Genomic DNA, 20,871 nt, shown 5'->3' on the forward strand with positions numbered 1-20,871 from the left:
CATTCAGGGAGGTTCTGGCAGTGCATCTGACGCCTCGCGAGCAGGAGCGTCTCCAGCTGTTCACCGTCGCCGAACTGGCCCGCCGCCGCAGGGCGCGCGGCCGGCGGCTGAACACGCCGGAGGCCATCGCGCTGATCTGTGACGAGGTGCTGGAAGCCGCCTGGGACGGGCTCGGTCTGGATGAAGTGATCGAGGTGGGCCGCTCCGTGCTCACCGAGGCCGACGTGATGGACGGCGTGGCCGACATCGTCACCACCGTGCAGGTCGAGGCGCTCTTCCCGAGCGGCACCGCCCTCGTCGCCGTCGACCGGCCGATCGGCCCGGGGACACCCGACACCGCACCCGGTGCCGTACGGACCGCCCCCGATCCGGTACGGATCAACGAGGGGCGTCCGCGCACCACCCTCACCCTCCGCAACACCGGTGACCGTACGGTGTTCGTCTCCTCGCACTATCCGCTGCACGAGGTGAACGCGGCCCTGGAGCTGGACCGGGAAGCGGCGCGGGGGCTGCGGCTGGACATCGCGGCCGGCACCGCGCTGGCCTTCGAACCGGGGGAGTCCCGGGAGGTCTCGCTGATCCCCCTCTCCCGTCACCCGCAGCACACCCAGTCCGAGGAGCAGCGCGCATGACCAGCATCGACCGCCGTACGTACAACGCTCTGTACGGTCCCACCACCGGTGACCGCATCCGGCTCGGCGACACCTCCCTCTGGGTCGAGGTCGAGGCCGACGACGGCACCCCCGGCGACGAACTGCTCGGCGGCTGCGGCAAGACCGTACGCGACGGGCTGCTGGCCTCGCCCCGCTCCGACCGGGACTCCGCCCTGGACATGGTGGTCGCCGGAGTCGTCCTCATGGACCCGGTTCTCGGCGTCCGCAAGACCGACATCGGCATCAAGGACGGCCGGATCGTCTCCGTCGGCGGCGTCGGCAACCCGGACGTGATGCCGGTCGAGTACGCCATCGACTCACACACCTCGGTCGTCCCCGGCGAAGGGCTGATCGCCACCCCCGGCATCGTGGACAGCCACGTCCATCTCTCCTCGCCCGAGGTGGCGCCCGCAGCGCTCGCGGCCGGAGTCACCACGCTTGTCGGCATGGGGCTCGGCGGGGTCTGGGAGATCGGCTGCAATCCGGCCCACAATCTGCACACCCTGATGAGCTCCTGGCAGGGCACCCCGCTCAATATCGCGTTCCTGGCCCGCGGTTCTTCCAGCTCCCGCACCCTGCTCGACGAGTCCGTGCTCGCCGGGGCCGGCGGCTTCAAGATCCATGAGGACTTCGGGGCCACCCCGCGCATCATCGACAACTGCCTCGACACCGCCGAGGCCGCCGATCTGCCGGTCGCCCTGCACACCGACTCCATGAACGAGTCCGGCTATCTGCGCGACACCATCGGCTCCACCCGGGGCCGGACCGTGCACGCGTACCACGTGGAGGGCGGTGGAGGTCACCCCGATCTGCTGGAGATCCTCTCCGAGCCGAACATCCTGCCGTCGTCGACCACGCCGACCATCCCGTACACCCCGAACACCGTCGGGGAACTCTTCCCGATGACGATGACCGTGCACCGGCAGAACCACCACTCCGCCAGCGATGTGGAGATCTCCAGGGGCCGCATCCGCGCCCATGCCATCGCCGCCGAGAACGCTCTGCACGACCTCGGCGCGATCTCCATCGTCAACTCCGACTCCATGGGCATGGGCCGCATCGCCGAGACCGTCCGCCGCACCTGGCAGCTCGCCCACCTCCAGGCACTGGCGGCCGGGGAGGGCGGTGTCGAGCACCGCGCCAACCAGCGGGCCCTGCGCTACCTCGCCAAGATCACCCTCAACCCGGCGATCGCCCACGGCCTCGCGCACGAGGTCGGCACCGCCCAGGTGGGGCGCCTCGCCGACCTGGTGCTCTGGCACCCCGCCTACTTCGGCTCGAAGCCCGAACTGGTCATCAAGGCCGGGTTCGTGGCGTGGGGCAACACGGGGTCCGGTTCGGGATCGACCCGGCTGACCCAACCCCGTACGTACAAGCCCTACTTCGGCGCCCTCGGCCAGGCGCCCGCGCGGCTCTCCCGGATCTTCGTCGCCGAGGCCGCGCTGGCGGACCGGGCCGCCCGGGCGGCGCTGCCCAAGGGACTCACCTACGCGCCGATCCGCGGCTCCCGCGGTCTCACCCGCGCCGACATGCTCCACAACACCGCGACCCCGCGCGTCGTGGTGCCCCGCGAACCGGCGCCCGTCCTGGTCGACGGTGTCCCCACCGGCACCCCCGCCGCCGACGCCGTGCCGCTCGCCCAGCTGCACCACCTCGCCTGAGCCCGAAAGACCTTCGCCCGTGAAACTCGATCTGCTGGTCCGCAACGCGAACATCCTGACCCTCGACGACGCCCGGCCCACCGCCCGCACCCTCGGCGCCCTGCACGGCCGCATCGTCGGGCTCGACGAGGAGGTCGAGCACCTCCCCGCCGCACGGGTCATCGACGCGGGCGGCGCCACGGTCGTGCCCGGTTTCAACGACGCCCACTGCCACACCGCGTGGTTCGGCCTCACCCTCACCCAGCTCGACGTCTCCGGCGCACGGACCGTCGACGAGGTGTACGACGCCGTGGCCGCGTACGCCGCCACGCTGCCCGAGGACACCTGGGTGATCGGCGCCGGACTCGACCACAACCGGACCGGCGGGCGCTACCCGCACCGCGACGCCCTGGACCGGGCAGCAGGCGGCCGGCGGGTGTGGCTGAAGCACACCTCCGGGCACGCCTGCGTGGTCAACACCCCGGTGCTGCGCCTCGCGGGCATCCTGGCCGACGGCTTCACCGACCCGGACGGCGGGGTCGTCTCCCGCGACGAGGACGGCCGGCCCGACGGACTCCTGGAGGAGACCGCCCAGCGCCTCGTGCAGCGGCACGTACTCCCGTACCCCGTGGAGACCGTCGCCGACGCCGTCGACGCCGCCACCCGGCACTACCTCACCGAAGGCATCACCAGCTTCACGGAGGCCGGTATCGGCGGCGGCTGGATCGGCCACACCCCGGTCGAACTCGCCGCCTACCAGCTCGCCCGCGACACTGGCAGACTCCACACCCGCGCCCAGCTGATGGCCGCCTCCGACGTCCTGCACCCGCTGGTCTCGCACGCCGACGACGGCATCGGCCTCGGGCTCGACCTCGGGATGCGCACCGGCTTCGGCGACGACCGGCTCTCCCTCGGACCCGTCAAGATCTTCCTGGACGGCTCCCTGCTCGGCCGGACCGCCGCCGTCACCGAACCCTTCTGCGGCTGCCCGCACAACGAGGCAGAGGCGGCCAACCCCACCGGATACCTCCAGAACGACGCCGACGCCATGACCGAAACCGTCGTCGCCGCCCACCGCTCCGGCTGGACCGTCGCCGCCCACGCCATCGGCGACCGGGCCGTCGACCTCGCGCTCGACGCATTCGCCCGCGCTCAGCGCGAGCTCCCGCGCCCCGGCGTGCACCACCGCATCGAGCATGCCGGAGTGGTCCGCCCCGACCAGCTCGGCCGGTTCGCCGAACTCGGCGTGATCCCCGTACCGCAGCACAACTTCCTGCCGCCGTTCGGCGACGCCATGGCCGAGTCGCTCGGCGCGCAGCGCACCGCCTGGTCCTACCGGTTGCGCTCGCTGCTCGACCTCGGCCTGCCCGTACCCGGCAGCTCCGACCGGCCCGTCGCGCCCGGCGCCCCGCTGCCCGCCATCCAGGCCATGGTCCAGCGGCGCACCGGCTCGGGCGCCGTGTACGGGCCCGACGAGCGCGTCCCGGTCCTCGACGCCCTGCGCGCCTGGACCGAGGGTTCCGCCCGCGCCACCGGCTTCGGCGGCCGCAAGGGACGCCTCGTCCCCGGGCAGCTCGCCGACCTCGCGATCCTCGACGCCGACCCGCTCCGCACCGATCCGGACCGGATCGGCTCGCTCCAGGTCCTCGCGACCGTCGTCGACGGTGATCCCGTCCACGACCCGCACGGCCTCGCGGCCCAGGCCGCCACCCGCACGCCCGTACAGCCCGTTCCCCCGTCCCCTCAAGGCCACCAGGCCCTCCGTCCCCAGGAGAACGTGTGAGCTCGCCCGACATCAAGGACATCCGGCGACTGCTGATCGCAGCCTTCACCGGCACCGCCCTGGAGTGGTACGACTACTTCCTCTACGGCACCGCCGCCGCCCTGGTCTTCAACCGGCTCTTCTTCCCCGAGCTGGACCCGGCCGTGGGCACCATCGCGTCCTTCGTCACCTTCGCCGTGGGCTTTGTCGCCCGCCCCATCGGTGCGGCTGTTTTCGGCCACATCGGCGACCGCTACGGCCGCAAGGTCGCCCTGATCATCACCGTCGTGATGATGGGCGTCACCACCGGCTGTATCGGCCTGCTGCCCAGCTACGCCACCATCGGCATCTGGGCCCCCGCCCTCCTCGCGCTCCTCCGCTTCCTGCAGGGGATCTCGGTCGGCGGTGAGTGGAGCGGCGCCATGCTGCTCACGCTGGAGCACACGCCGAAGGAGAAGCACGGCAGCTACTCCTCGATCCCGCAGCTCGGCTCGCCCGTCGGTACGCTGATCTCGTCCGGCGCGTTCGCCCTCGTCGGGATGCTGCCCGACGACTCCTTCTACTCCTGGGGCTGGCGCCTGCCCTTCCTCGCCGCGTTTCCGCTGCTCGGCTTCGCGCTCTACATGCGGCTGCGGATCGAGGAGTCGCCCGTCTTCCACGCGATGCTCGCCGACGCCGAGAAGAACGGCCCGAAGCCCGCACCGCTCATCGAGGCGTTCCGCCGCACCTGGGGACGCATGATCATCGGCATCGGCGCGGCCCTGCTCGGTGTCGGCGGCTTCTTCCTGATGACCACGTTCATCATTTCGTACGGCACCGACGAGCTGGGCATCGACAAGTCCGTGATGCTGAACGCCACCGTCATCGGATCGGTCGTCGAGATCGTCGTGCTCGTCGTGGCGGGGCGGATCGCCGACCGGATCGGCGCCTGGACGGTCTGTGCCATCGGCGGCCTCGTCACGATGGCCGTCGCCTTCCCGGCCTTCTGGCTCGTCGACACCGGCAAGCCCGCACTGGTCTACCTCGGGGTGGGGCTCGGGATCGGCGCACTCTCCATTCCGTACGCCCCCATCGGTGCCGTGGTCTCCGGAATGTTCCCCGAGGCGTTCCGCTACAGCGCCGTCGCGATGTCCTACAACCTCGCGGGTGTCGTGGCCGGATTCGTACCGCTGCTCGCCACCTCGCTGACCGGCGCGGCGAACGGTGCCTCGTGGGGTGCGGCCCTGCTCCTGATGGTGATCGCGGCCTGCACGGCCGCCGGATCGTTCGCCTCCGGATCGCTCATGAGGCGTGAACGGGCGGCCCGGCCGGCCGGGGACCGCGTCGAGGTCGCCGTCTGACCGACGCCACGCCCCGTACCCCGTCGAACGGCGGACCGCAGCAGTGCGCCCCCGCAGGGTGTCGCTCCGTCACCGACGACTAGTAGGGTGACGAACTCGGGGGCCCACTGCACCGGTTCGAGAGGTGGGGTACGGGATATGGCTGTCGGCATGAGCAGGCCGCGCGAGACACACGCGGCCGTCGTGCGCGCCGGTGAAGGCCCCGGCACGGCGGCCGAACCGGCCGAAGGACCGGACCTCGGTCCCGTCGATGCGACCGTCGATCCCGACGACCTCCCCGACGGCCTGGTCGTCGCCGACGAGACCGGCCGGGTCATCTGCTTCAACTCCGCGGCCACCCGGATCACCGCCGTGCCCCGGGCCGCCGCTCTCGGCCGCCCCCTGGAGCACGCGCTGCCGCTGGAGGACCTCAAGGGCCGCCGCTGGTGGGCGCTGACCGATCCGTACGGCGGCCTCGCCACCCGGGTCGGTCAGCCCGAGCGCAATCTGCTGCTGCCCGGCGGCCGCGAGGTCCTGGTCTCCGCACGGTACGTACGAGAGCACCCGACCGGTCCCGTACGCCGTCTGGTGATCTCGCTGCGCGGCACCGAGGCCCGCCGCCGCACCGAACGCAGCCACGCCGAGCTGATCGCGATCGTCGCCCACGAGCTGCGCTCCCCGCTGACCTCCGTCAAGGGCTTCACCGCGACCCTCCTCGCCAAATGGGAACGGTTCACCGACGACCAGAAGCGCCTGATGCTGGAGACCGTCGACGCCGACGCGGGCCGCGTCACCAGGCTCATCGCCGAACTGCTCGACATCTCCCGGATCGACTCCGGCCGGCTGGAGCTGCGACGGCAGCCCGTGGACCTCTCCGCCGCCGTCGAACGCCACATCCAGGCCCTCACCGCGAACGGCCAGACCCCCGACCGCTTCCTCGTCCGTACCTGCCAGCCGCTGCCCGCGGTCTGGGCCGACCCGGACAAGGTCGACCAGGTGCTCGGCAACCTGCTGGAAAACGCGGTGCGCCACGGCGAGGGAACCGTCACCATTGAAGTCGCACCCGCACCCGCGAAGAGCGACGAGAAGGGAACGGCCGTCACCGTGAGCGACGAAGGCCCCGGCATCCCCGAGGAGTCGATGGGCCGTGTCTTCACCCGCTTCTGGCGGGGGAGCAAGCGCGGCGGTACGGGCCTGGGCCTCTACATCGTCAAGGGCATCGTCGAAGCGCACGGCGGTACGATCACGGTCGGCCGCGGCCCCGGCGGCGGTGCGGAATTCCGATTTATCCTGCCCGTGAGCACGCCGGCCTACCTGGTCTGAGCAGCCCACGGGCCTCCCACACATCCTGTGACCCTTAGACTCGACCTTTGGCACCTTTGCGTCCTCCAGCCGTCGAGCGGGGCCATGGGGGTCCGGGGCTGTCCCCCGGTAAGCGCAGTACCAGCCAATCGGAAGCACGGGAAGAGATGTCGGCACCGAACAAGTCGTACGACCCAGTCGAGGTCGAGGCACTGAAACCGGAAGAGATCGAGCGCATGCGGGACGAGGCGTTCGCCGCCTTCGCCGCCGCCGGTGACCTCGACGCGCTCGCCCAGGCGAAGACCGCGCACACCGGTGGTACCTCGCCCCTGTCGCTCGCCAACCGGGAGATCGGCGCCCTGCCGCCGCAGGCCAAGGCCGAGGCGGGCAAGCGCGTGGGCCAGGCCCGCGGCGCCGTGAGCAAGGCCCTCGCCGCCCGTCAGGCGGAGCTGGAGGCCGAGCGGGACGCCCGTGTGCTGGTCGAGGAGGCGGTGGATGTCACGCTGCCCCACGACCGCGTCCCGGCGGGCGCCCGCCACCCGCTGACCACGCTCATGGAGCGCCTCGAGGACATCTTCGTGTCCATGGGGTACGAGGTCGCCGAGGGCCCCGAGGTCGAGGCGGAGTGGTTCAACTTCGACGCCCTGAACTTCGTGCCCGACCACCCGGCCCGGCAGATGCAGGACACCTTCTTCGTCCAGGGCCCCGAGGGCACCACGGACGACGAGTCCGGCATCGTGCTGCGTACGCACACCTCCCCGGTGCAGGCCCGCACGCTGCTCGACCGCGAGCCGCCGGTCTACGTCGTCGTACCGGGTCGCGTCTACCGCACCGACGAGCTGGACGCGACGCACACCCCGGTCTTCCATCAGATCGAGCTGCTCGCCGTCGACGAGGGCCTGACCATGGCCGACCTCAAGGGCACCCTGGACCACATGGTCCAGGCGCTCTTCGGCCGGGACATGAAGACGCGGCTGCGCCCGAACTTCTTCCCGTTCACCGAGCCGTCCGCCGAGATGGACATGGTCTGTTTCGTGTGCCGCGGCGAGTCCGTCGGCAACCCGGACCGGCCCTGCCGCACCTGCGGCAGCGAGGGCTGGATCGAGCTCGGCGGCTGCGGCATGGTCAACCCGAAGGTGCTCGTCGCCACCGGCGTCGACCCCCAGAAGTACAGCGGATTCGCCTTCGGGTTCGGCATCGAGCGGATGCTGATGTTCCGCCACAACGTCGAAGACATGCGAGACATGGTCGAGGGTGACGTCCGGTTCACCCGGCCGTTCGGGATGGAGATCTGATGCGGGTCCCGCTTTCTTGGCTGCGGGAGTACGTCGACCTGCCGGCGACGGAGACCGGCCGTGACGTCCAGGCCAAACTTGTTTCCGCCGGCCTCGAGGTCGAGACCGTCGAGCAGCTCGGCGCCGGGCTCAAGGGCCCCCTCGTCGTCGGTAAGGTCCTCACCATCGAGGAGCTGACGGAGTTCAAGAAGCCCATCCGCTTCTGCACCGTCGACGTCGGCCAGGCCAACGGCACCGGCGAGCCGCAGGAGATCGTCTGCGGCGCGCGCAACTTCTTTGTCGGCGACAAGGTCGTCGTGGTCCTGCCGGGCGCCGTACTGCCCGGTGACTTCGCGATCGCCGCGCGCAAGACGTACGGCAAGACCTCGCACGGCATGATCTGCTCGGGCGACGAGCTCGGCATGGGCGACGACGGCAGCGGCGGCATCATCGTGCTGCCGCCCGAGCACGAGGTCGGCACCGACGCGATCGAGCTGCTCGAACTCGTCGACGAGGTCCTCGACATCGCGGTCACGCCCGACCGCGGCTACTGCCTGTCGATGCGCGGTGTCGCCCGCGAGACCGCCATCGCGTACGGTCTGCCGCTGCGCGACCCGGCGCTTCTCGATGTCCCCGCCCCGAACTCCTACGGCTACGTGGTGAAGGTGGCCGACCCGATCGGCTGCGACCGCTTCACCACGCGTACGGTCGTCGGACTGGAGCCCGAGGCCCGTTCCCCGATCTGGCTGCAGCGCAGGCTGCAGAAGGCCGGGATGCGCCCGATCTCGCTCGCCGTCGACGTCACCAATTACGTGATGCTCGAGCTGGGCCAGCCGCTGCACGCCTACGACCGCTCCCGTCTCGACGGGCCGATCGGGGTGCGCCGCGCCGAGCCCGGCGAGAAGCTCACCACCCTCGACGGCGTCCAGCGGGTGCTGGACCCCGCAGACCTGGTGATCACCGACAACCGCGGGCCGATCGGTCTCGCGGGTGTCATGGGCGGCGCCAACACCGAGGTCGCCGACCACGACGACCAGGCCGGTGCCACCACCGAGGTCGTCATCGAGGCAGCGCACTTCGACGCAATCTCCATCGCCCGTACCGCGCGCCGCCACAAGCTGGCCTCCGAGGCGTCCAAGCGCTTCGAGCGCGGCGCGGACCCGCAGGCCGCGGCAGCTGCCGCGCAGCGGACCGTCGACCTGCTGGTGCTGCTCGCGGGCGGCACCGCCGAGGCCGGTGTCACGGAGATCATCGCGCCGTCCGCGCCCCGGACGATCACCATGCCGGCGAACCACCCGGACCGTGTCGCGGGCGTCGACTACGGCCGCGAGACCGTCGTACGCCGCCTCCAGGAGGTCGGCTGCGACGTCTACGGGCAGGACGAGCTGGTCGTCACCGTCCCGTCCTGGCGTCCCGACCTGGGTGAGCCGAACGATCTGGCCGAAGAGGTCATCCGGCTCGAGGGGTACGAGAACCTCCCCTCGACGCTGCCCAAGCCGCCCTCGGGCCGCGGGCTCACGGAGCGGCAGCGGCTGTACCGCCGCGCCGGCCGCGCGCTGGCCGGCGCCGGTTATGTCGAGGCGCTGAATTACCCGTTCATCGGCGACCAGGTACTCGACCAGCTCGACATCCCGGCGGACGACGAGAGCCGTCGCCTGGTCAAGCTGGTCAACCCGCTCTCCGACGAGGAGCCCGCGCTGCGCACGACGCTGCTGCCCGGGCTGCTCGGTGCGCTGCGCCGCAACGACGGCCGCGGCAGCCACGACCTGGCGCTCTTCGAGGCGGGCCTGGTCTTCCGGGCTCCCGAGCAGGAGGGCATCGCGGTACGGCTGCCCGTCCACCGCCGTCCGACCGACGAGGAGATCGCCGGTCTGAGCGGGGTGCTGCCCGTACAGCCGCGCCATGTCGCCGTCGTGCTCGCCGGTGCGCGTGAGCAGGCCGGCTGGTGGGGCAAGGGCCGCCCGGCCGACTGGGCGGACGCGATCGAGTCCGCCCGCACGGTCGCCCGTGAGGCGAAGGCCGAACTGATCGTCCGACAGGGCCAGTACGGTCCGTGGCACCCTGGCCGCTGCGCCGAGCTCGCCGTGGTGATCGACGGAGCGGAGCACACCGTCGGATACGCCGGTGAGCTGCACCCGCGCGTGGTCAAGGCGCTGCACCTGCCCGCGCGCAGCTGCGCGATGGAGCTGAACCTGGACCTGCTGGAGCAGGCGTCTCAGGGCGCCCTCCAGGCGCCGCGGATCTCCACCTTCCCGGTGGCGACCCAGGACGTCGCGCTGATCGTCGCCGAGCGCGTCCCCGCCGCCGAGGTGGAGCAGGCGCTGCGTGCGGGCGCGGGTGAACTCCTCGAATCGCTGCGGCTGTTCGACGTCTTCACCGGCGACCAGATCGGTGCGGGCCGCAAGTCCCTGGCGTACGCGCTGCGCTTCCGCGCGGCGGACCGCACGCTGACCGTGGACGAGGCCACGGCCGCCCGCGACGCGGCGGTGGCCCTGGCCGCCGAGCGGACGGGCGCGGTGCTGCGGGGCGCGTAACGCCTCATCCGGCACACATCATGAAAGAGGGGCGTATCCGCTGACCGGATACGCCCCTCCTGTGCTCGCCGAGCGGCACAGAACCGCTCGCGGGCGTTGCCCGCACCGTCCGCGCCGCCACGGAGTGTCGGGCAGGTCGGCGGAAACGGACGGCGCGGGTGCGGGTCGTCGACTGTACGAGGGGGAGCAGACGACCCGGCCGCCTCTTGCGAGACGACTGATTCAACCGATCCGCGCACCGGCGCAACAGAGTGCGCAGCGGGACGGTTCGGGCATTGCGTTCACACCCCGTGTGAATCGTGCTCCACTGGTTCGGCACGCCTCGGCGTGCCGAACCACCGGAGGGGCAAATGGGGGCAACGGAGCCCAACATTCTGCTGGAGGCCCTGATCGGGGAGGCGGGTGTCTCCCGGGCGGGCCTCGCCGCGCACATCAACCGGGCCGGCCGTTCCCGCGGACTGTGCCTGCGGTACGAACACACCGCGGTGGCACGCTGGTTGAAGGGGCAGCGCCCGCGCGGCCAGGTGCCCGACCTGATCTGTGAAGTGCTCGGGAACCGGCTGAACAGGTCTCTTTCGCTGGACGACATCGGCATGGCGGCCCCGGGCGCCGGCGCGGCCGTGCCCGGATCCACGCTCACCGGATTCGTCGAGCGGGCCGCCGCGCTGTGGCGTTCCGACGACCAGCAGCGCCCGCACATACTCGCCTCGGCCGCCGTCACGGGCACCACTGCGGTGATGCCCGTCTGGGAGTGGGAGAACCCGCCGGAGGACGTCGACGTCTCCCGCAGTGGCACGACCCGGGTCTGCATGGCCGACATAGTGACCCTGCGCGCGGCCCGTGCCCACTACGAACTGATGTACCGCAGGGCAGGCGGAATCGCGACCCGTTCCCGCATCGTCGGCTTCCTCAACACCGAGACCGCCCCGCTTCTGCGCGGCGGCTACACCGACGCGATGGGCCGTCAACTGCACCGGGCGACGGGCGGGCTGGTGGCGGTCGCGGGCATCTGCGCCTACGACTCCGACGCGCACGGGCTCGCCCAGCGCTACTTCCACCAGGCACTGCGGCTGGCCAAGGCGAGCGGCGACCGGGGGCTCGGCGGCTATGTGATCGCCCTGCTGGTCAACCAGTCGCTGTTCCTCGCCGACTACCGGCAGTCGGTGGCCTTCGCGCAGGCGGCGCTACGGGCCGCCGGCCGGCACATCACTCCCGCGCTGGCCGCCGACCTGTACGCGATGCAGGCCAAGGCGTACGCCCACATCGGCGACGCCACAAGCGCCCTGGAGTGCATCCGGCGCGCCGAGTCGGAGGCCGGACGCATCCGGCCGGGCCATGAACCGGACGAGACGGGGTACGTCCAGCCGGGCCTGGTCGATGTGCAGGTGGCCGAGGCCCTGCTCGGCCTCGGCGATCTGCCGGGGGCCAGGGAACACGCGGTGACGGCCGTGCGGACCCCGGCGCACGACCGGGGCCGGGTGCACCGGCTGGCCATGCTGACCCATATCGAGCTGCGTCAGGGCGAGGCGGACCGGGCGGCGGCCACGGCCGTGGAGATGGCCGAGCGGGCCAGGGGCATGGAGTCGCAACGGCTGCGCGACCGGCTGCGTGCGGTGCGCGAGGATCTGATCGCGAGCGGCTGCGCCGACGCGGGGCGGGCCGCCGAACTGATCGACGGGGCGTTGCGCGTACCGCTGTGAGTTCGCACCCGCGGGTACCGGTACGTTCCCCTCCGGTCCCGCTCCTGCTGCGATGTTGTCACCTACTTGTCGGAAGGTGGCAAAACTGTGCAGTGGGCGAATCTGAACGAGCAAACTGTGTATGAGAACCGCTGGTTCCGGGTCAATTTGGCGGATGTCCTCATCCCCGACGGCCGCCATCTCGACCATTACCTCATCCGGCTCCGCCCCGTCGCGGCGGCCACCGTCGTCAACGAGGCCAACGAGGTACTGCTGCTCTGGCGGCACCGGTTCATCACCGACAGCTGGGGCTGGGAACTCGCCGCCGGCGTCGTCGAGGACGGCGAGGACATCACAGCGGCCGCCGCCCGGGAGATGGAGGAGGAGACCGGCTGGCGCCCCGGACCGCTGCGTCCGCTGCTGACCGTGGAGCCGTCGAACGGCCTCACCGACGCCCGGCACCACCTCTACTGGTCCGAGGAGGCCACCTGGACCGGCCACCCCAGCGACGACTTCGAGTCCTCGCGCCGCGAGTGGATACCGCTCAAGCTGGTGCCCGAAATGATCGCCCGCGGCGAGGTCCCGGCCGCGGGCATGGTGGCCGGGCTGATGATGCTCCATCACTTACGGCTGGGATGAAATCCCCGGAACCGCGAAGGGGCCGGCCGGGGGTTTCCCGGGCGGCCCCGTGCGGGCACGAGAGACGGATCAGGAGTACGGGTAGAAGCCCGAGCCCGTCTTGCGGCCGAGCCGGCCCGCGTCCACCATCCGCTGGAGCAGCGGGGGAGCGGCGTACAGCGGCTCCTTGAACTCCGCGTACATCGAGTCGGCGACCGAGGCCACGGTGTCCAGACCGATCAGGTCGGAGAGCTTGAGCGGGCCCATCGGGTGGGCGCAGCCGAGCTCCATGCCGTTGTCGATGTCCTCACGGCTGGCGATCCCCGACTCGAACATCCGGATCGCGGAGAGGAGATACGGAATCAGCAGTGCGTTGACGACGAAGCCGGAGCGGTCCTGGGCGCGGATCGGGTGCTTGCCGAGCACGTCCTGCACCAGGGCCTCGGCGCGCTTCACCGTCTCGTCGGACGTCGTCAGCGCGGGAATCAGTTCGACGAGCTTCTGCACCGGGGCCGGGTTGAAGAAGTGGATGCCGATGACCTGGTCCGGGCGAGACGTCGCCACGGCCAGCTTCACCAGCGGAATGGAGGAGGTGTTCGAGGCGAGGATCGCGTCCCGCCGGGTCACCACCTGGTCGAGCACCTGGAAGATCTCGGTCTTGACCTGCTCGTTCTCCACGACGGCCTCGATGACGAGATCGCGGTCGGCGAACTCTCCGAGGTCGGTGGTGAAGCTCAGACGAGCCAGTGTCTCGTCGCGCTCCTCCGGAGTGATCTTGCCGCGTTCGGCGGCCTTCGAGAGAGAGTTGTGCAGCCGGGTGCGGCCGATCTCCAGCGCCTCGCCGGTGGTCTCGGCCACCATGACCTCAAGACCGCTGCGGGCGCACACCTCCGCGATACCCGCGCCCATCTGGCCACAGCCCACCACTCCGACGCGTGCAATGTCGGCCATAGAGTCCGTCACCTCGTGCCTTTCGCTGTTCTGCGTGTCGCAGGTTCCCGTCTGATTCCGGTGCCCGCCCCGACCCCCCGACGTTACTCCGCGACCTACGGGTCATTGCGGGCCGGGGCGGGCATGCTCTGCGTTACGCCCGGATACCGGGGCGACGGACGAGGACAGAGAGACGGCAGGTGCAACGAAATGCGGCAAATGGCCAGAAGAGGCTTTGTGGCGGGTGCGGCCGGAGTGGTCGCAGCGGTGGTGAGCACAATCACCACGGCGGGTGATGCCGTCGCGCTGCCGTTCCGGCAGGCCGGCACCGAGCCGGCGCACACAGCGCCGCGCAAGGGTCACCATGTGGCGCGGCGCGAGCTGCGCGGCATGTGGGTCGCCACAGTCGCCAACATCGACTGGCCCTCCGCGCCCGGCCTGACAGCGGCCGCGCAGGAGGCCGAGCTGATCGCGTACCTCGACGAGGCCGTCGACCGGCGGCTGAACGCCGTGATCCTCCAGGTCCGGCCGACGGCCGACGCGCTGTGGCCCTCACCCTACGAACCGTGGGCCCAGTACCTCACCGGGGTGCAGGGCAAGGACCCCGGCTGGGATCCGCTGGGCACGGCCGTCCGCGAGGCGCACCGCCGCGGGCTCGAACTGCATGCCTGGTTCAACCCGTACCGGGTCGCCAACCACACCGATCCGTCCCGCCTGGTCGCCACCCACCCCGCCAGGCTGCACCCCGACTGGGTCCTGCCGTACGGCGGGAAGCTCTACTACAACCCCGGAATCCCCGAGGTCCGCCGCTTCGTCCAGGACGCGATGCTCGACGCGGTCCGCCGCTACGACATCGACGCCGTGCACTGGGACGACTACTTCTACCCGTACCCGGTGGCCGGGCAGGTCTTCGACGACGACGCCACGTACGCGAAATACGGTGCGGGCTTCCCGGACAAGGCCGCCTGGCGGCGCGACAACACCGACAAGCTGGTGCGCGAGACGGCCGAGCGGATCAAGAAGATCAAGAAGAACGTCCAGTTCGGGATCAGCCCGTTCGGCGTGTGGCGCAACGCCGCGACCGACCCGCTCGGCTCCGACACGAAGGCGGGTGTGCAGACCTACGACGATCTGCACGCCGACACCCGCGGCTGGGTCGAGAAGGGCTGGATCGACTACATCTGCCCGCAGATCTACTGGAACATCGGCTTCGCCGCCGCCGACTACGCCAAGCTGCTGCCCTGGTGGGACGCGGTCGTACGGGGCACGGGCGTCGATCTGTTCGTGGGCGAGGCGCTCTACAAGGCCGGTGACCCGGCCCAGCCCGCCGCCTGGCAGGACCCGGCCGAACTCTCCCGCCACCTCGACTTCGCCGCCGCCTACGACCAGGTGCGCGGCCATGTCTACTTCTCCGGCAATGACGTAGTCACGGACCGGATCGGCACCATGGACCGGGTGGTGGCCGACCACTATCGCAACAGGGTGCGTCCACCCCGCTGACAGAAGAAGCGGAGTGGACGCACCGGGTGTTGTGGGCGGGCTGCCGGGAACTGATCGGCCCGCCCAAGGCCCGGGGGGCGAAGAGCAGTGCCGTCCGCCGGAGGCCGCTACGGAGTCTCCGGCGCCTGCTTACGGACTCTGTGCTGTACGACGCTGTCGGGACCGGGCGAAATCAGGTGTTCGTGTCCGTCCTCGGAGCGGACGCGGTACGGGGGAGTGCCCCCGGCCCCGAGCACTTCGAGGATCTCTGCGACCTGGTCGTGCTGTCCCACGGTCCTGCCGTGCGTCAGCAGCCGGTCGCCCGCGTGTGCCTCCATCTGGAGTGACCTCCTCACGGGTGACGGTCCTTGTCGACAAGTCTATGACCGAAAACCGACTTCGCCCGGCGGAAGGTGTGTGGTTCTCACTCCGGACGCCGGGCGCGCCCCGTCCGCTGGGTGGCCGCGATGCAGACGAGCACCGCGATCGCCGCCACCGGCGCCGCCGTCGAGACCTCCTCGCCAAGCAGGAGGAACGACCACACCAGTGTCAGCAACGGCTGCGCGAGCTGAAGCTGGCTGGCCCGCGGAACCCCGATCTCCGCCATCCCGCGGTACCAGACGTACAGGCCGATGAAGGTGGACCCGGCCGCCACCCAGGCCAGTCCGATCACCCCGTGCGCGGTCAGCCGCACCGGCTCCAACGGCAACGCGATGGCCGCCCCCGCCACCGCGAGCGGCAGGGAGAGAATCAGAGCCCAGCCGACCACCTGCCAGCCCGGCATGATTCCGGCCAGCCTGCCGCCCTCGGTGTATCCCGCCGCGCACACCAGCAGCGCACCGAACAGATACAGATCACCGCCGGACAGCGCACCACCGCTCTCCTGCACGGTAAAAGCGATCACCACGGCCGCCCCGGCGAGCGCCGCGATCCAGAAGGCACGCGGCGGCCGTGCCCCGGTCCGCAGCGAGGAGAACACCGCAGTGGTCAGCGGCAGCAGCCCCACCACGACGGCTGCGTGCGAGGTCGTCGACGTCTGCAGCGCCAGCGTCGTCAGCAGCGGGAAGCCGACCACCACACCGGCGGCGACGACGACGAGCCCGGCCCGGTGCCGGCGGTCCGGCACCGGGACACGGCCCGCCAGCAGCACACCACCCGCGATCGCGGCGGCGAGCAGGGTGCGCAGCGCCACCAGCGACCAGGGGCCGAAGCTCTCCAGGCCCCAGGCCGTGGACGGGAAGGTCAGCGAGAAGGCGACGACACCGAGCCCGGCGAGAACCACGCCACCGCGGTTCGCCGTACCGGCCGTCGATGAGCCAACCGCTATCGTGGTTTCGGGAGTAGCGCTATCCTTAACTTTCATGCAAGAGCGTAGCAGCGTCGCTGAACTCGTTGGTTCTCTGCGCGGTGAACTGAACCGCTACTCACCAGGTGGAAAGCTGCCGTCCAGTCGGGCCCTGGTGGAGCGCTTCCGGGTCAGCCCCGTCACCGTCTCCCGGGCCATTGCCCAGCTCGCCGCCGAGGGTCTCGTCGTCACCCGCCCCGGCTCCGGCGCCTTCCGGGCGCAGCCCCGTACCGATGTACCCCCGCCGGGCGACACCTCCTGGCAGGAGATCTCCCTCAGTGGCGACGGCGGCCCCGAAGCGGTGCCGCGTACCGTCGACGCCTCCGGTGTCCTGGTCACGCTCACCGCACCGCCGCCCGGCGTCATCGAGCTCAACGGCGGCTATCTCCACTCCTCGCTCCAGCCGGAGCGGGCGCTCGCCGCCGCCCTCGCCAGGGCCGGCCGCCGCCCCGGTGCCTGGGACCGCCCGCCCACCGACGGTCTGACCGAACTGCGTGCCTGGTTCGCCCGGGGGGTCGGGCCCGCACTCACCGCCGCCGACGTACTGATCACCGCGGGCGGCCAGAGCGCCCTGGCCACCGCACTGCGCGCCCTCGCCCCGCCCGGCGCCCCGGTCCTGGTCGAATCGCCCACCTACCCGGGAATGCTGGCCGCCGCCCGCGCCACCGGACTGCGGCCCGTACCGGTACCCGTCGACGCCGACGGTGTGCGGCCGGAACTGCTCGACGCCGCCTTCCGGGCCACCGGCGCCCGCGTCTTCGTCTGCCAGCCGCTCTTCCAGAACCCGACCGGCGCGGTCCTCGCCCCCGAACGGCGCGGCGAGGTCGTGCGGATCGCCCGTGCCGCGGGAGCCTTCGTCATCGAGGACGACTTCGCCCGCGGCCTGGTCCACGACGACGCCGGGCCACTGCCCGCACCCCTGGCCGCCGACGACCCCGACGGTGTGGTCGTCCACGTCTGCTCCCTGACCAAGATCACCTCGCCCAGCCTGCGGGTGGGTGCGCTCGCCGCCCGCGGTCCGGTGCTGGGACGGCTGCGCGCCATCCAGATCGTCGACAGCTTCTTCGTACCCCGACCGCTCCAGGAGGCCGCGCTCGAACTGGTCGGCTCCCCGGCGTGGGGTCACCATCTGCGTTCCGTATCGACCGAGCTGAGAAAGCGGCGCACCGCCATGACGACGGCCCTGCGGCAGGAGCTGCCCGTCCTCGCGCTCCCGCACATCCCCGCGGGCGGCGGCAGCCTGTGGCTGCGCCTGCCCGACGCGGAAGCCGGTACGGACGGGTCCGCAGTGGTCTCGGCGGCCCTGCGCGCGGGCGTGGCCATCGCACCCGGCCGCCCGTACTTCTGCGCCGAACCCCCTTTCCCGCAGATCCGGTTGAGCTTCGCCGCGGTCGCCGGAGCGGCCGAGATCGCCGAGGGGGTCCGACGCCTGCGTACCGCCTGCGGCGAAGTCCTGACCGGCTTGGGGGGATGACCTCCGGCCGTGAACGACGACACGCCCCAGCAGCGTCACGAGATCTCGTCCGACCCGTCCCGTCCGGACGCGGCCCGTATCCACGGCAGGTTCACGCTCGCCACCGAGGACGCCCACGGGGTCTACGAGAAGGTCGGTTTCAAGCCACTGAAGGACCCGCACAAGTGGATGTACATCCTGCTCCGCTGAGCCGGAAGCGCTTGTGAAGGCCCTTGACCCGCGTGGCGTTGGGATCCACGATCACCGCCATGACTGTTCGAGTCTCGCTCGTTGCCGCGGCGCGCAGCTCCGCACTGCTTGCCGAGCGCTTCGACGACGACCGGCCGCTCGACCACGCCGGCTGGCACGAGGTACAGCTCGCCGCGCACACCCTGGTTCCCCTGGGCGCCGCCGAACTGCGCTACTGCTCACCGACCCCACGCAGCCGCGCCACCGGCGAGGCGCTCGGTTACGCCCCGCTCGTCCAGCCCGCCCTGCGCGACTGCGACATGGGCCGCTGGCGCGGCTGCACCCTCGCCGATGTCACGGCATGCGAACCCGCGGCCGTCGACGCCTGGCTCGCGGACCCGCGCTCCGCCCCGCACGGCGGTGAACCGCCGCTCGCCTTCATCTCGCGGATAGGGGGCTGGCTGGACACCCGCCCCGCATGCGACGGAGCCATCGTCGCCGTCGCCGAACCGGCAGTCGTCCGGGCCGCCCTCGTCTATGCGCTCAAGGCCCCGCCGTCGACGTACTGGAACGTCGACGTCCGACCGCTGTCCACGGTCACGCTCGCCGGTATGCCGGGCCGCTGGAGCCTCAGGCTCGAAACGGGAGCCCGCTGAACGGCCGCCTCTCGTGGGCGCATGAAGTCTTCCCGCCGGTCCGACCAGTCGGTACGTTGCGTACCCATCGAGTCCGCCGGACGGGGCAGATCGGGCGGCCGGCGGTTTCTCTCCGAGGAGGCCGTCGAGCGCGCCCGCGAGGGACAGGGGTCCTGTCGCGACCTGGTGCTCGGTACGGGCATCGGCCATGGCACGGAGATCGCGCTCGGGCTGTGGCTGAGCGGCCCCGAGGGCTCGTACGGTCCCAACCCGCGGGCCTTCGGCCATGACGGCGCGGGCGGCTCCTGCGGCCTCGCCGACCCGGAGGCCGATCTCGCCCTGGGCCAAGTGATGAACCGGATGGGCCCCCGGATCTTTGACGATCCGCGCAAGACGGTCCTGATCGAGGCGGTGTACGGGGCGCTGTGACCGGCCGACGCGCGAAGGCCGGCACCGGATGACCGGCACCGGCCCTCGCCGCGCATACCCCGGACGGGCTGCTTCGGTCAGGCCTCCTTGTCCGAGGCGTTGGCGATGTGCGTGAGGGCCTCGGCGATGCCCGTCTCGGCGGTCGCCTTGTCGTTGGCGATGAGCGTGAGGGCCTCGGCGATGCTCGTCGCGGCGGTCGCCTTGTCGATGCCGAGGTTTGTCAGCACACCCGCGCCGTCCTCCTGCTCCAGCAGGGCGAGCAGGATGTGTTCCGTGCCGACGTAGTTGTGGCCCATCCGCAGGGCCTCCCGGAACGTCAGCTCCAGTGCCTTGCGAGCCCCGGCGTCGAACGGGATGAGGTCCGGCAGCTCGTCGACCGCGGCCGGCAGAGCCTCGGTCGCGGCCTGACGGACGGCCTCCAGCGCCACGCCCTGGGACTTGATGAACGCGGGGCCCAGTGCCTTCGGCTCGGCGAGCAGCCCCAGCACCAGGTGCTCGGTGCGCACCTCGTTGTTGCCTGCGGCGCGGGCCTCGTTCTGCGCCGTCATCACGACGTTCCTGGCCCGCTCGGTGAAGCGGCCGAACCCTTGGCCGGGGTCCAGGTCCGAGGGCTCGCCGGGGTCCTTGGCGACGAACCGCTTCTGGGCCGCCTGCCTGGTCACTCCCATGCTCTTCCCGATCTCCGTCCAGGAAGCGCCCGAGCGCCGGGCCTGGTCCACGAAGTGCCCGATCAGATGGTCGGCCACATCGCCGAGGTGGTCCGCGGCGATGACCGCGTCGGAGAGCTGGTCGAGGGCGTCGGTGTGGACCTTCTTGATGGCCTCGATCAGGTCGTCGAGGCGTACGGGATTGGTTGGGCGTACAGGTTTCACCATGTGTCAACCTTAGGTTGACACACCTCCACTGTCAACCGTCAGTTGACAGTGGAGGCTGCAGAGGCCGCGCCGCAGGTGCGGGATCACCGGTGCCCCGTACAGAAGACGCATCCCTCCCAGTGGACCGGCGCGCACAGGATGCGGTGCCGTACGCACAAGGCCATGGCAGCTTCTTCCGGGCCGGGAAATGGGAAGCCACCGCTTCGCCGCTCGGAGTCGGCCGGATCGAATGCCTCGACCATCTCCCGGTACTGCCGCAGATAACCGTCGGCCAAGGGTGGCTCGTAGCCCAGCTCGTCCCACCGGTGCCTGCGCAGGGCGAGATCGAGCACTCGCAGGACGAAGTCCTTCTCCGCGGCCCGCTCGCGCGGGGAGCGCCCCCAGTCGATGTCCTCCAGATCGAACCCGACCGCCCCGCGCCCCATGACGCTCTGGTCCTGCAGGGTCAGCAGGGTGGCGAAGCGGTGCTCCCAGATGCTGTCGGCGAGGTCGGACACGGCCAGCATGAGCACATCGACGAAGACGTCCGTGCCTCCGTTGGACATGGACAGACTGCGGCCCCCGCCGTGAAAGACGTTCCCCATCCGAGCACCGTACCGAGCAAAATCGCGCGGCGGCCGGTCGGCCGTGGCTGTCCCTCTCCGGGCCGGATACGACGGAGCGGGGGGGGGGGGGGGGGGGGGGGGGGGGGGGGGGGGGGGGGGGGGGGGGGGGGGGGGGGGGGGGGGGGGGGGGGGGGGGGGGGGGGGGGGGGG

18 protein-coding genes and 1 pseudogene are annotated in these 20,871 nt (G+C 71.3%); 14 read left to right on the forward strand and 5 right to left on the reverse strand.

What is annotated here, in order from left to right; all coding sequences use genetic code 11:
- Window positions 1-20 precede the first annotated feature (20 nt).
- The 9 genes from ureA to ACZ7IB_RS17855 all read left to right on the forward strand — a co-directional run bounded on the left by ureA (window position 21) and on the right by ACZ7IB_RS17855 (window position 12,802).
- Window positions 21-632, forward strand: a complete 612-nt coding sequence (gene ureA, locus ACZ7IB_RS17815) for an urease subunit gamma (protein WP_470913355.1) — start codon at window positions 21-23, stop codon at window positions 630-632.
- Window positions 629-2,314 (forward strand): urease subunit alpha, encoded by a 1,686-nt coding sequence (locus ACZ7IB_RS17820; RefSeq protein ID WP_266362948.1) that lies wholly within the window; start codon window positions 629-631, stop codon window positions 2,312-2,314. Before ureA ends, ACZ7IB_RS17820 begins: the two co-directional genes overlap by 4 nt.
- 19 nt (window positions 2,315-2,333) lie before the next feature.
- Window positions 2,334-4,076 (forward strand): amidohydrolase, encoded by a 1,743-nt coding sequence (locus ACZ7IB_RS17825; protein ID WP_470913356.1) that lies wholly within the window; start codon window positions 2,334-2,336, stop codon window positions 4,074-4,076.
- Entirely contained in the window at window positions 4,073-5,395 is a 1,323-nt protein-coding gene (locus tag ACZ7IB_RS17830) for an MFS transporter (RefSeq protein WP_189276129.1), read from the forward strand. Before ACZ7IB_RS17825 ends, ACZ7IB_RS17830 begins: the two co-directional genes overlap by 4 nt.
- A 138-nt stretch (window positions 5,396-5,533) precedes the next feature.
- A complete protein-coding gene (locus ACZ7IB_RS17835) occupies window positions 5,534-6,697 on the forward strand; it encodes a sensor histidine kinase (RefSeq protein ID WP_470913357.1) in 1,164 nt (387 codons plus the stop codon).
- A gap of 146 nt (window positions 6,698-6,843) precedes the next feature.
- A complete protein-coding gene (pheS, locus tag ACZ7IB_RS17840; RefSeq protein ID WP_470913358.1) occupies window positions 6,844-7,971 on the forward strand; it encodes a phenylalanine--tRNA ligase subunit alpha in 1,128 nt (375 codons plus the stop codon).
- Entirely contained in the window at window positions 7,971-10,484 is a 2,514-nt protein-coding gene (gene pheT / locus ACZ7IB_RS17845; protein ID WP_470913359.1) for a phenylalanine--tRNA ligase subunit beta, read from the forward strand. The genes pheS and pheT overlap by 1 nt, the downstream gene beginning before the upstream one ends.
- Before the next feature lie 350 nt (window positions 10,485-10,834).
- Window positions 10,835-12,184 (forward strand): transcriptional regulator, encoded by a 1,350-nt coding sequence (locus ACZ7IB_RS17850; RefSeq protein ID WP_470913360.1) that lies wholly within the window; start codon window positions 10,835-10,837, stop codon window positions 12,182-12,184.
- Window positions 12,185-12,271: 87 nt separating this feature from the next.
- Window positions 12,272-12,802: an NUDIX domain-containing protein gene (locus ACZ7IB_RS17855; protein ID WP_470913361.1), complete on the forward strand. Its 531-nt coding sequence runs from the start codon at window positions 12,272-12,274 to the stop codon at window positions 12,800-12,802.
- 69 nt (window positions 12,803-12,871) lie between these two features.
- Here ACZ7IB_RS17855 and ACZ7IB_RS17860 read toward each other — a convergent pair whose 3' ends face one another.
- A complete protein-coding gene (locus ACZ7IB_RS17860; RefSeq protein ID WP_470913362.1) occupies window positions 12,872-13,732 on the reverse strand; it encodes a 3-hydroxybutyryl-CoA dehydrogenase in 861 nt (286 codons plus the stop codon).
- A 189-nt stretch (window positions 13,733-13,921) separates the two neighbouring features.
- Between ACZ7IB_RS17860 and ACZ7IB_RS17865 the strand changes: the two genes are divergently transcribed.
- Window positions 13,922-15,211 (forward strand): glycoside hydrolase family 10-like protein, encoded by a 1,290-nt coding sequence (locus ACZ7IB_RS17865; protein ID WP_470913363.1) that lies wholly within the window; start codon window positions 13,922-13,924, stop codon window positions 15,209-15,211.
- A gap of 107 nt (window positions 15,212-15,318) precedes the next feature.
- On the opposite strand, the gene ACZ7IB_RS17870 is transcribed toward ACZ7IB_RS17865, so the two are convergent.
- Complete coding sequence (locus ACZ7IB_RS17870) at window positions 15,319-15,528, reverse strand: DUF1918 domain-containing protein (RefSeq protein ID WP_266362966.1); 210 nt, start codon at window positions 15,526-15,528, stop codon at window positions 15,319-15,321.
- A gap of 86 nt (window positions 15,529-15,614) precedes the next feature.
- Window positions 15,615-16,553: a DMT family transporter gene (locus ACZ7IB_RS17875; protein ID WP_470913364.1), complete on the reverse strand. Its 939-nt coding sequence runs from the start codon at window positions 16,551-16,553 to the stop codon at window positions 15,615-15,617.
- Between ACZ7IB_RS17875 and ACZ7IB_RS17880 the strand changes: the two genes are divergently transcribed.
- The 4 genes and pseudogenes from ACZ7IB_RS17880 to ACZ7IB_RS17895 form a co-directional block, all read left to right on the forward strand.
- Complete coding sequence (locus tag ACZ7IB_RS17880) at window positions 16,552-18,009, forward strand: aminotransferase-like domain-containing protein (protein ID WP_470913365.1); 1,458 nt, start codon at window positions 16,552-16,554, stop codon at window positions 18,007-18,009. The genes ACZ7IB_RS17875 and ACZ7IB_RS17880 overlap by 2 nt on opposite strands.
- A 9-nt stretch (window positions 18,010-18,018) precedes the next feature.
- Window positions 18,019-18,198: a hypothetical protein gene (locus ACZ7IB_RS17885; RefSeq protein WP_470913366.1), complete on the forward strand. Its 180-nt coding sequence runs from the start codon at window positions 18,019-18,021 to the stop codon at window positions 18,196-18,198.
- A gap of 59 nt (window positions 18,199-18,257) precedes the next feature.
- Window positions 18,258-18,833 (forward strand): histidine phosphatase family protein, encoded by a 576-nt coding sequence (locus ACZ7IB_RS17890; protein WP_470913367.1) that lies wholly within the window; start codon window positions 18,258-18,260, stop codon window positions 18,831-18,833.
- A 75-nt stretch (window positions 18,834-18,908) separates the two neighbouring features.
- A pseudogene (locus ACZ7IB_RS17895) lies at window positions 18,909-19,241 on the forward strand (serine hydrolase); the annotation flags it as partial.
- 77 nt (window positions 19,242-19,318) lie between these two features.
- On the opposite strand, the gene ACZ7IB_RS17900 reads toward ACZ7IB_RS17895, so the two are convergent.
- Together ACZ7IB_RS17900 and ACZ7IB_RS17905 are read right to left on the reverse strand one after the other, a co-directional pair.
- Window positions 19,319-20,116, reverse strand: coding sequence for a Clp protease N-terminal domain-containing protein (locus tag ACZ7IB_RS17900; RefSeq protein ID WP_470913368.1), 798 nt, complete (start codon window positions 20,114-20,116; stop codon window positions 19,319-19,321).
- Between the two features lie 83 nt (window positions 20,117-20,199).
- Window positions 20,200-20,700: a hypothetical protein gene (locus tag ACZ7IB_RS17905; RefSeq protein WP_470913369.1), complete on the reverse strand. Its 501-nt coding sequence runs from the start codon at window positions 20,698-20,700 to the stop codon at window positions 20,200-20,202.
- Between the last annotated feature and the right edge of the window lie 171 nt (window positions 20,701-20,871).

It is taken from the genome of Streptomyces sp. NPDC037301 (assembly GCF_055602785.1).

Bases quoted from the DNA above. Each gene is read 5' to 3' on its own strand.
- ACZ7IB_RS17905 (WP_470913369.1), bottom strand. From the start codon at position 20,700: ATGGGGAACGTCTTTCACGGCGGGGGCCGCAGTCTGTCCATGTCCAAC.
- ACZ7IB_RS17870 (WP_266362966.1), bottom strand. From the start codon at position 15,528: ATGGAGGCACACGCGGGCGACCGGCTGCTGACGCACGGCAGGACCGTG.
- ACZ7IB_RS17860 (WP_470913362.1), bottom strand. From the start codon at position 13,732: ATGGCCGACATTGCACGCGTCGGAGTGGTGGGCTGTGGCCAGATGGGC.
- pheS (WP_470913358.1), top strand. From the start codon at position 6,844: ATGTCGGCACCGAACAAGTCGTACGACCCAGTCGAGGTCGAGGCACTG.
- ACZ7IB_RS17835 (WP_470913357.1), top strand. From the start codon at position 5,534: ATGGCTGTCGGCATGAGCAGGCCGCGCGAGACACACGCGGCCGTCGTG.
- ACZ7IB_RS17850 (WP_470913360.1), top strand. From the start codon at position 10,835: ATGGGGGCAACGGAGCCCAACATTCTGCTGGAGGCCCTGATCGGGGAG.
- ACZ7IB_RS17890 (WP_470913367.1), top strand. From the start codon at position 18,258: ATGACTGTTCGAGTCTCGCTCGTTGCCGCGGCGCGCAGCTCCGCACTG.
- ACZ7IB_RS17880 (WP_470913365.1), top strand. From the start codon at position 16,552: ATGCAAGAGCGTAGCAGCGTCGCTGAACTCGTTGGTTCTCTGCGCGGT.
- ACZ7IB_RS17875 (WP_470913364.1), bottom strand. From the start codon at position 16,553: ATGAAAGTTAAGGATAGCGCTACTCCCGAAACCACGATAGCGGTTGGC.
- ACZ7IB_RS17865 (WP_470913363.1), top strand. From the start codon at position 13,922: ATGCGGCAAATGGCCAGAAGAGGCTTTGTGGCGGGTGCGGCCGGAGTG.
- ACZ7IB_RS17900 (WP_470913368.1), bottom strand. From the start codon at position 20,116: ATGGTGAAACCTGTACGCCCAACCAATCCCGTACGCCTCGACGACCTG.
- pheT (WP_470913359.1), top strand. From the start codon at position 7,971: ATGCGGGTCCCGCTTTCTTGGCTGCGGGAGTACGTCGACCTGCCGGCG.
- ACZ7IB_RS17820 (WP_266362948.1), top strand. From the start codon at position 629: ATGACCAGCATCGACCGCCGTACGTACAACGCTCTGTACGGTCCCACC.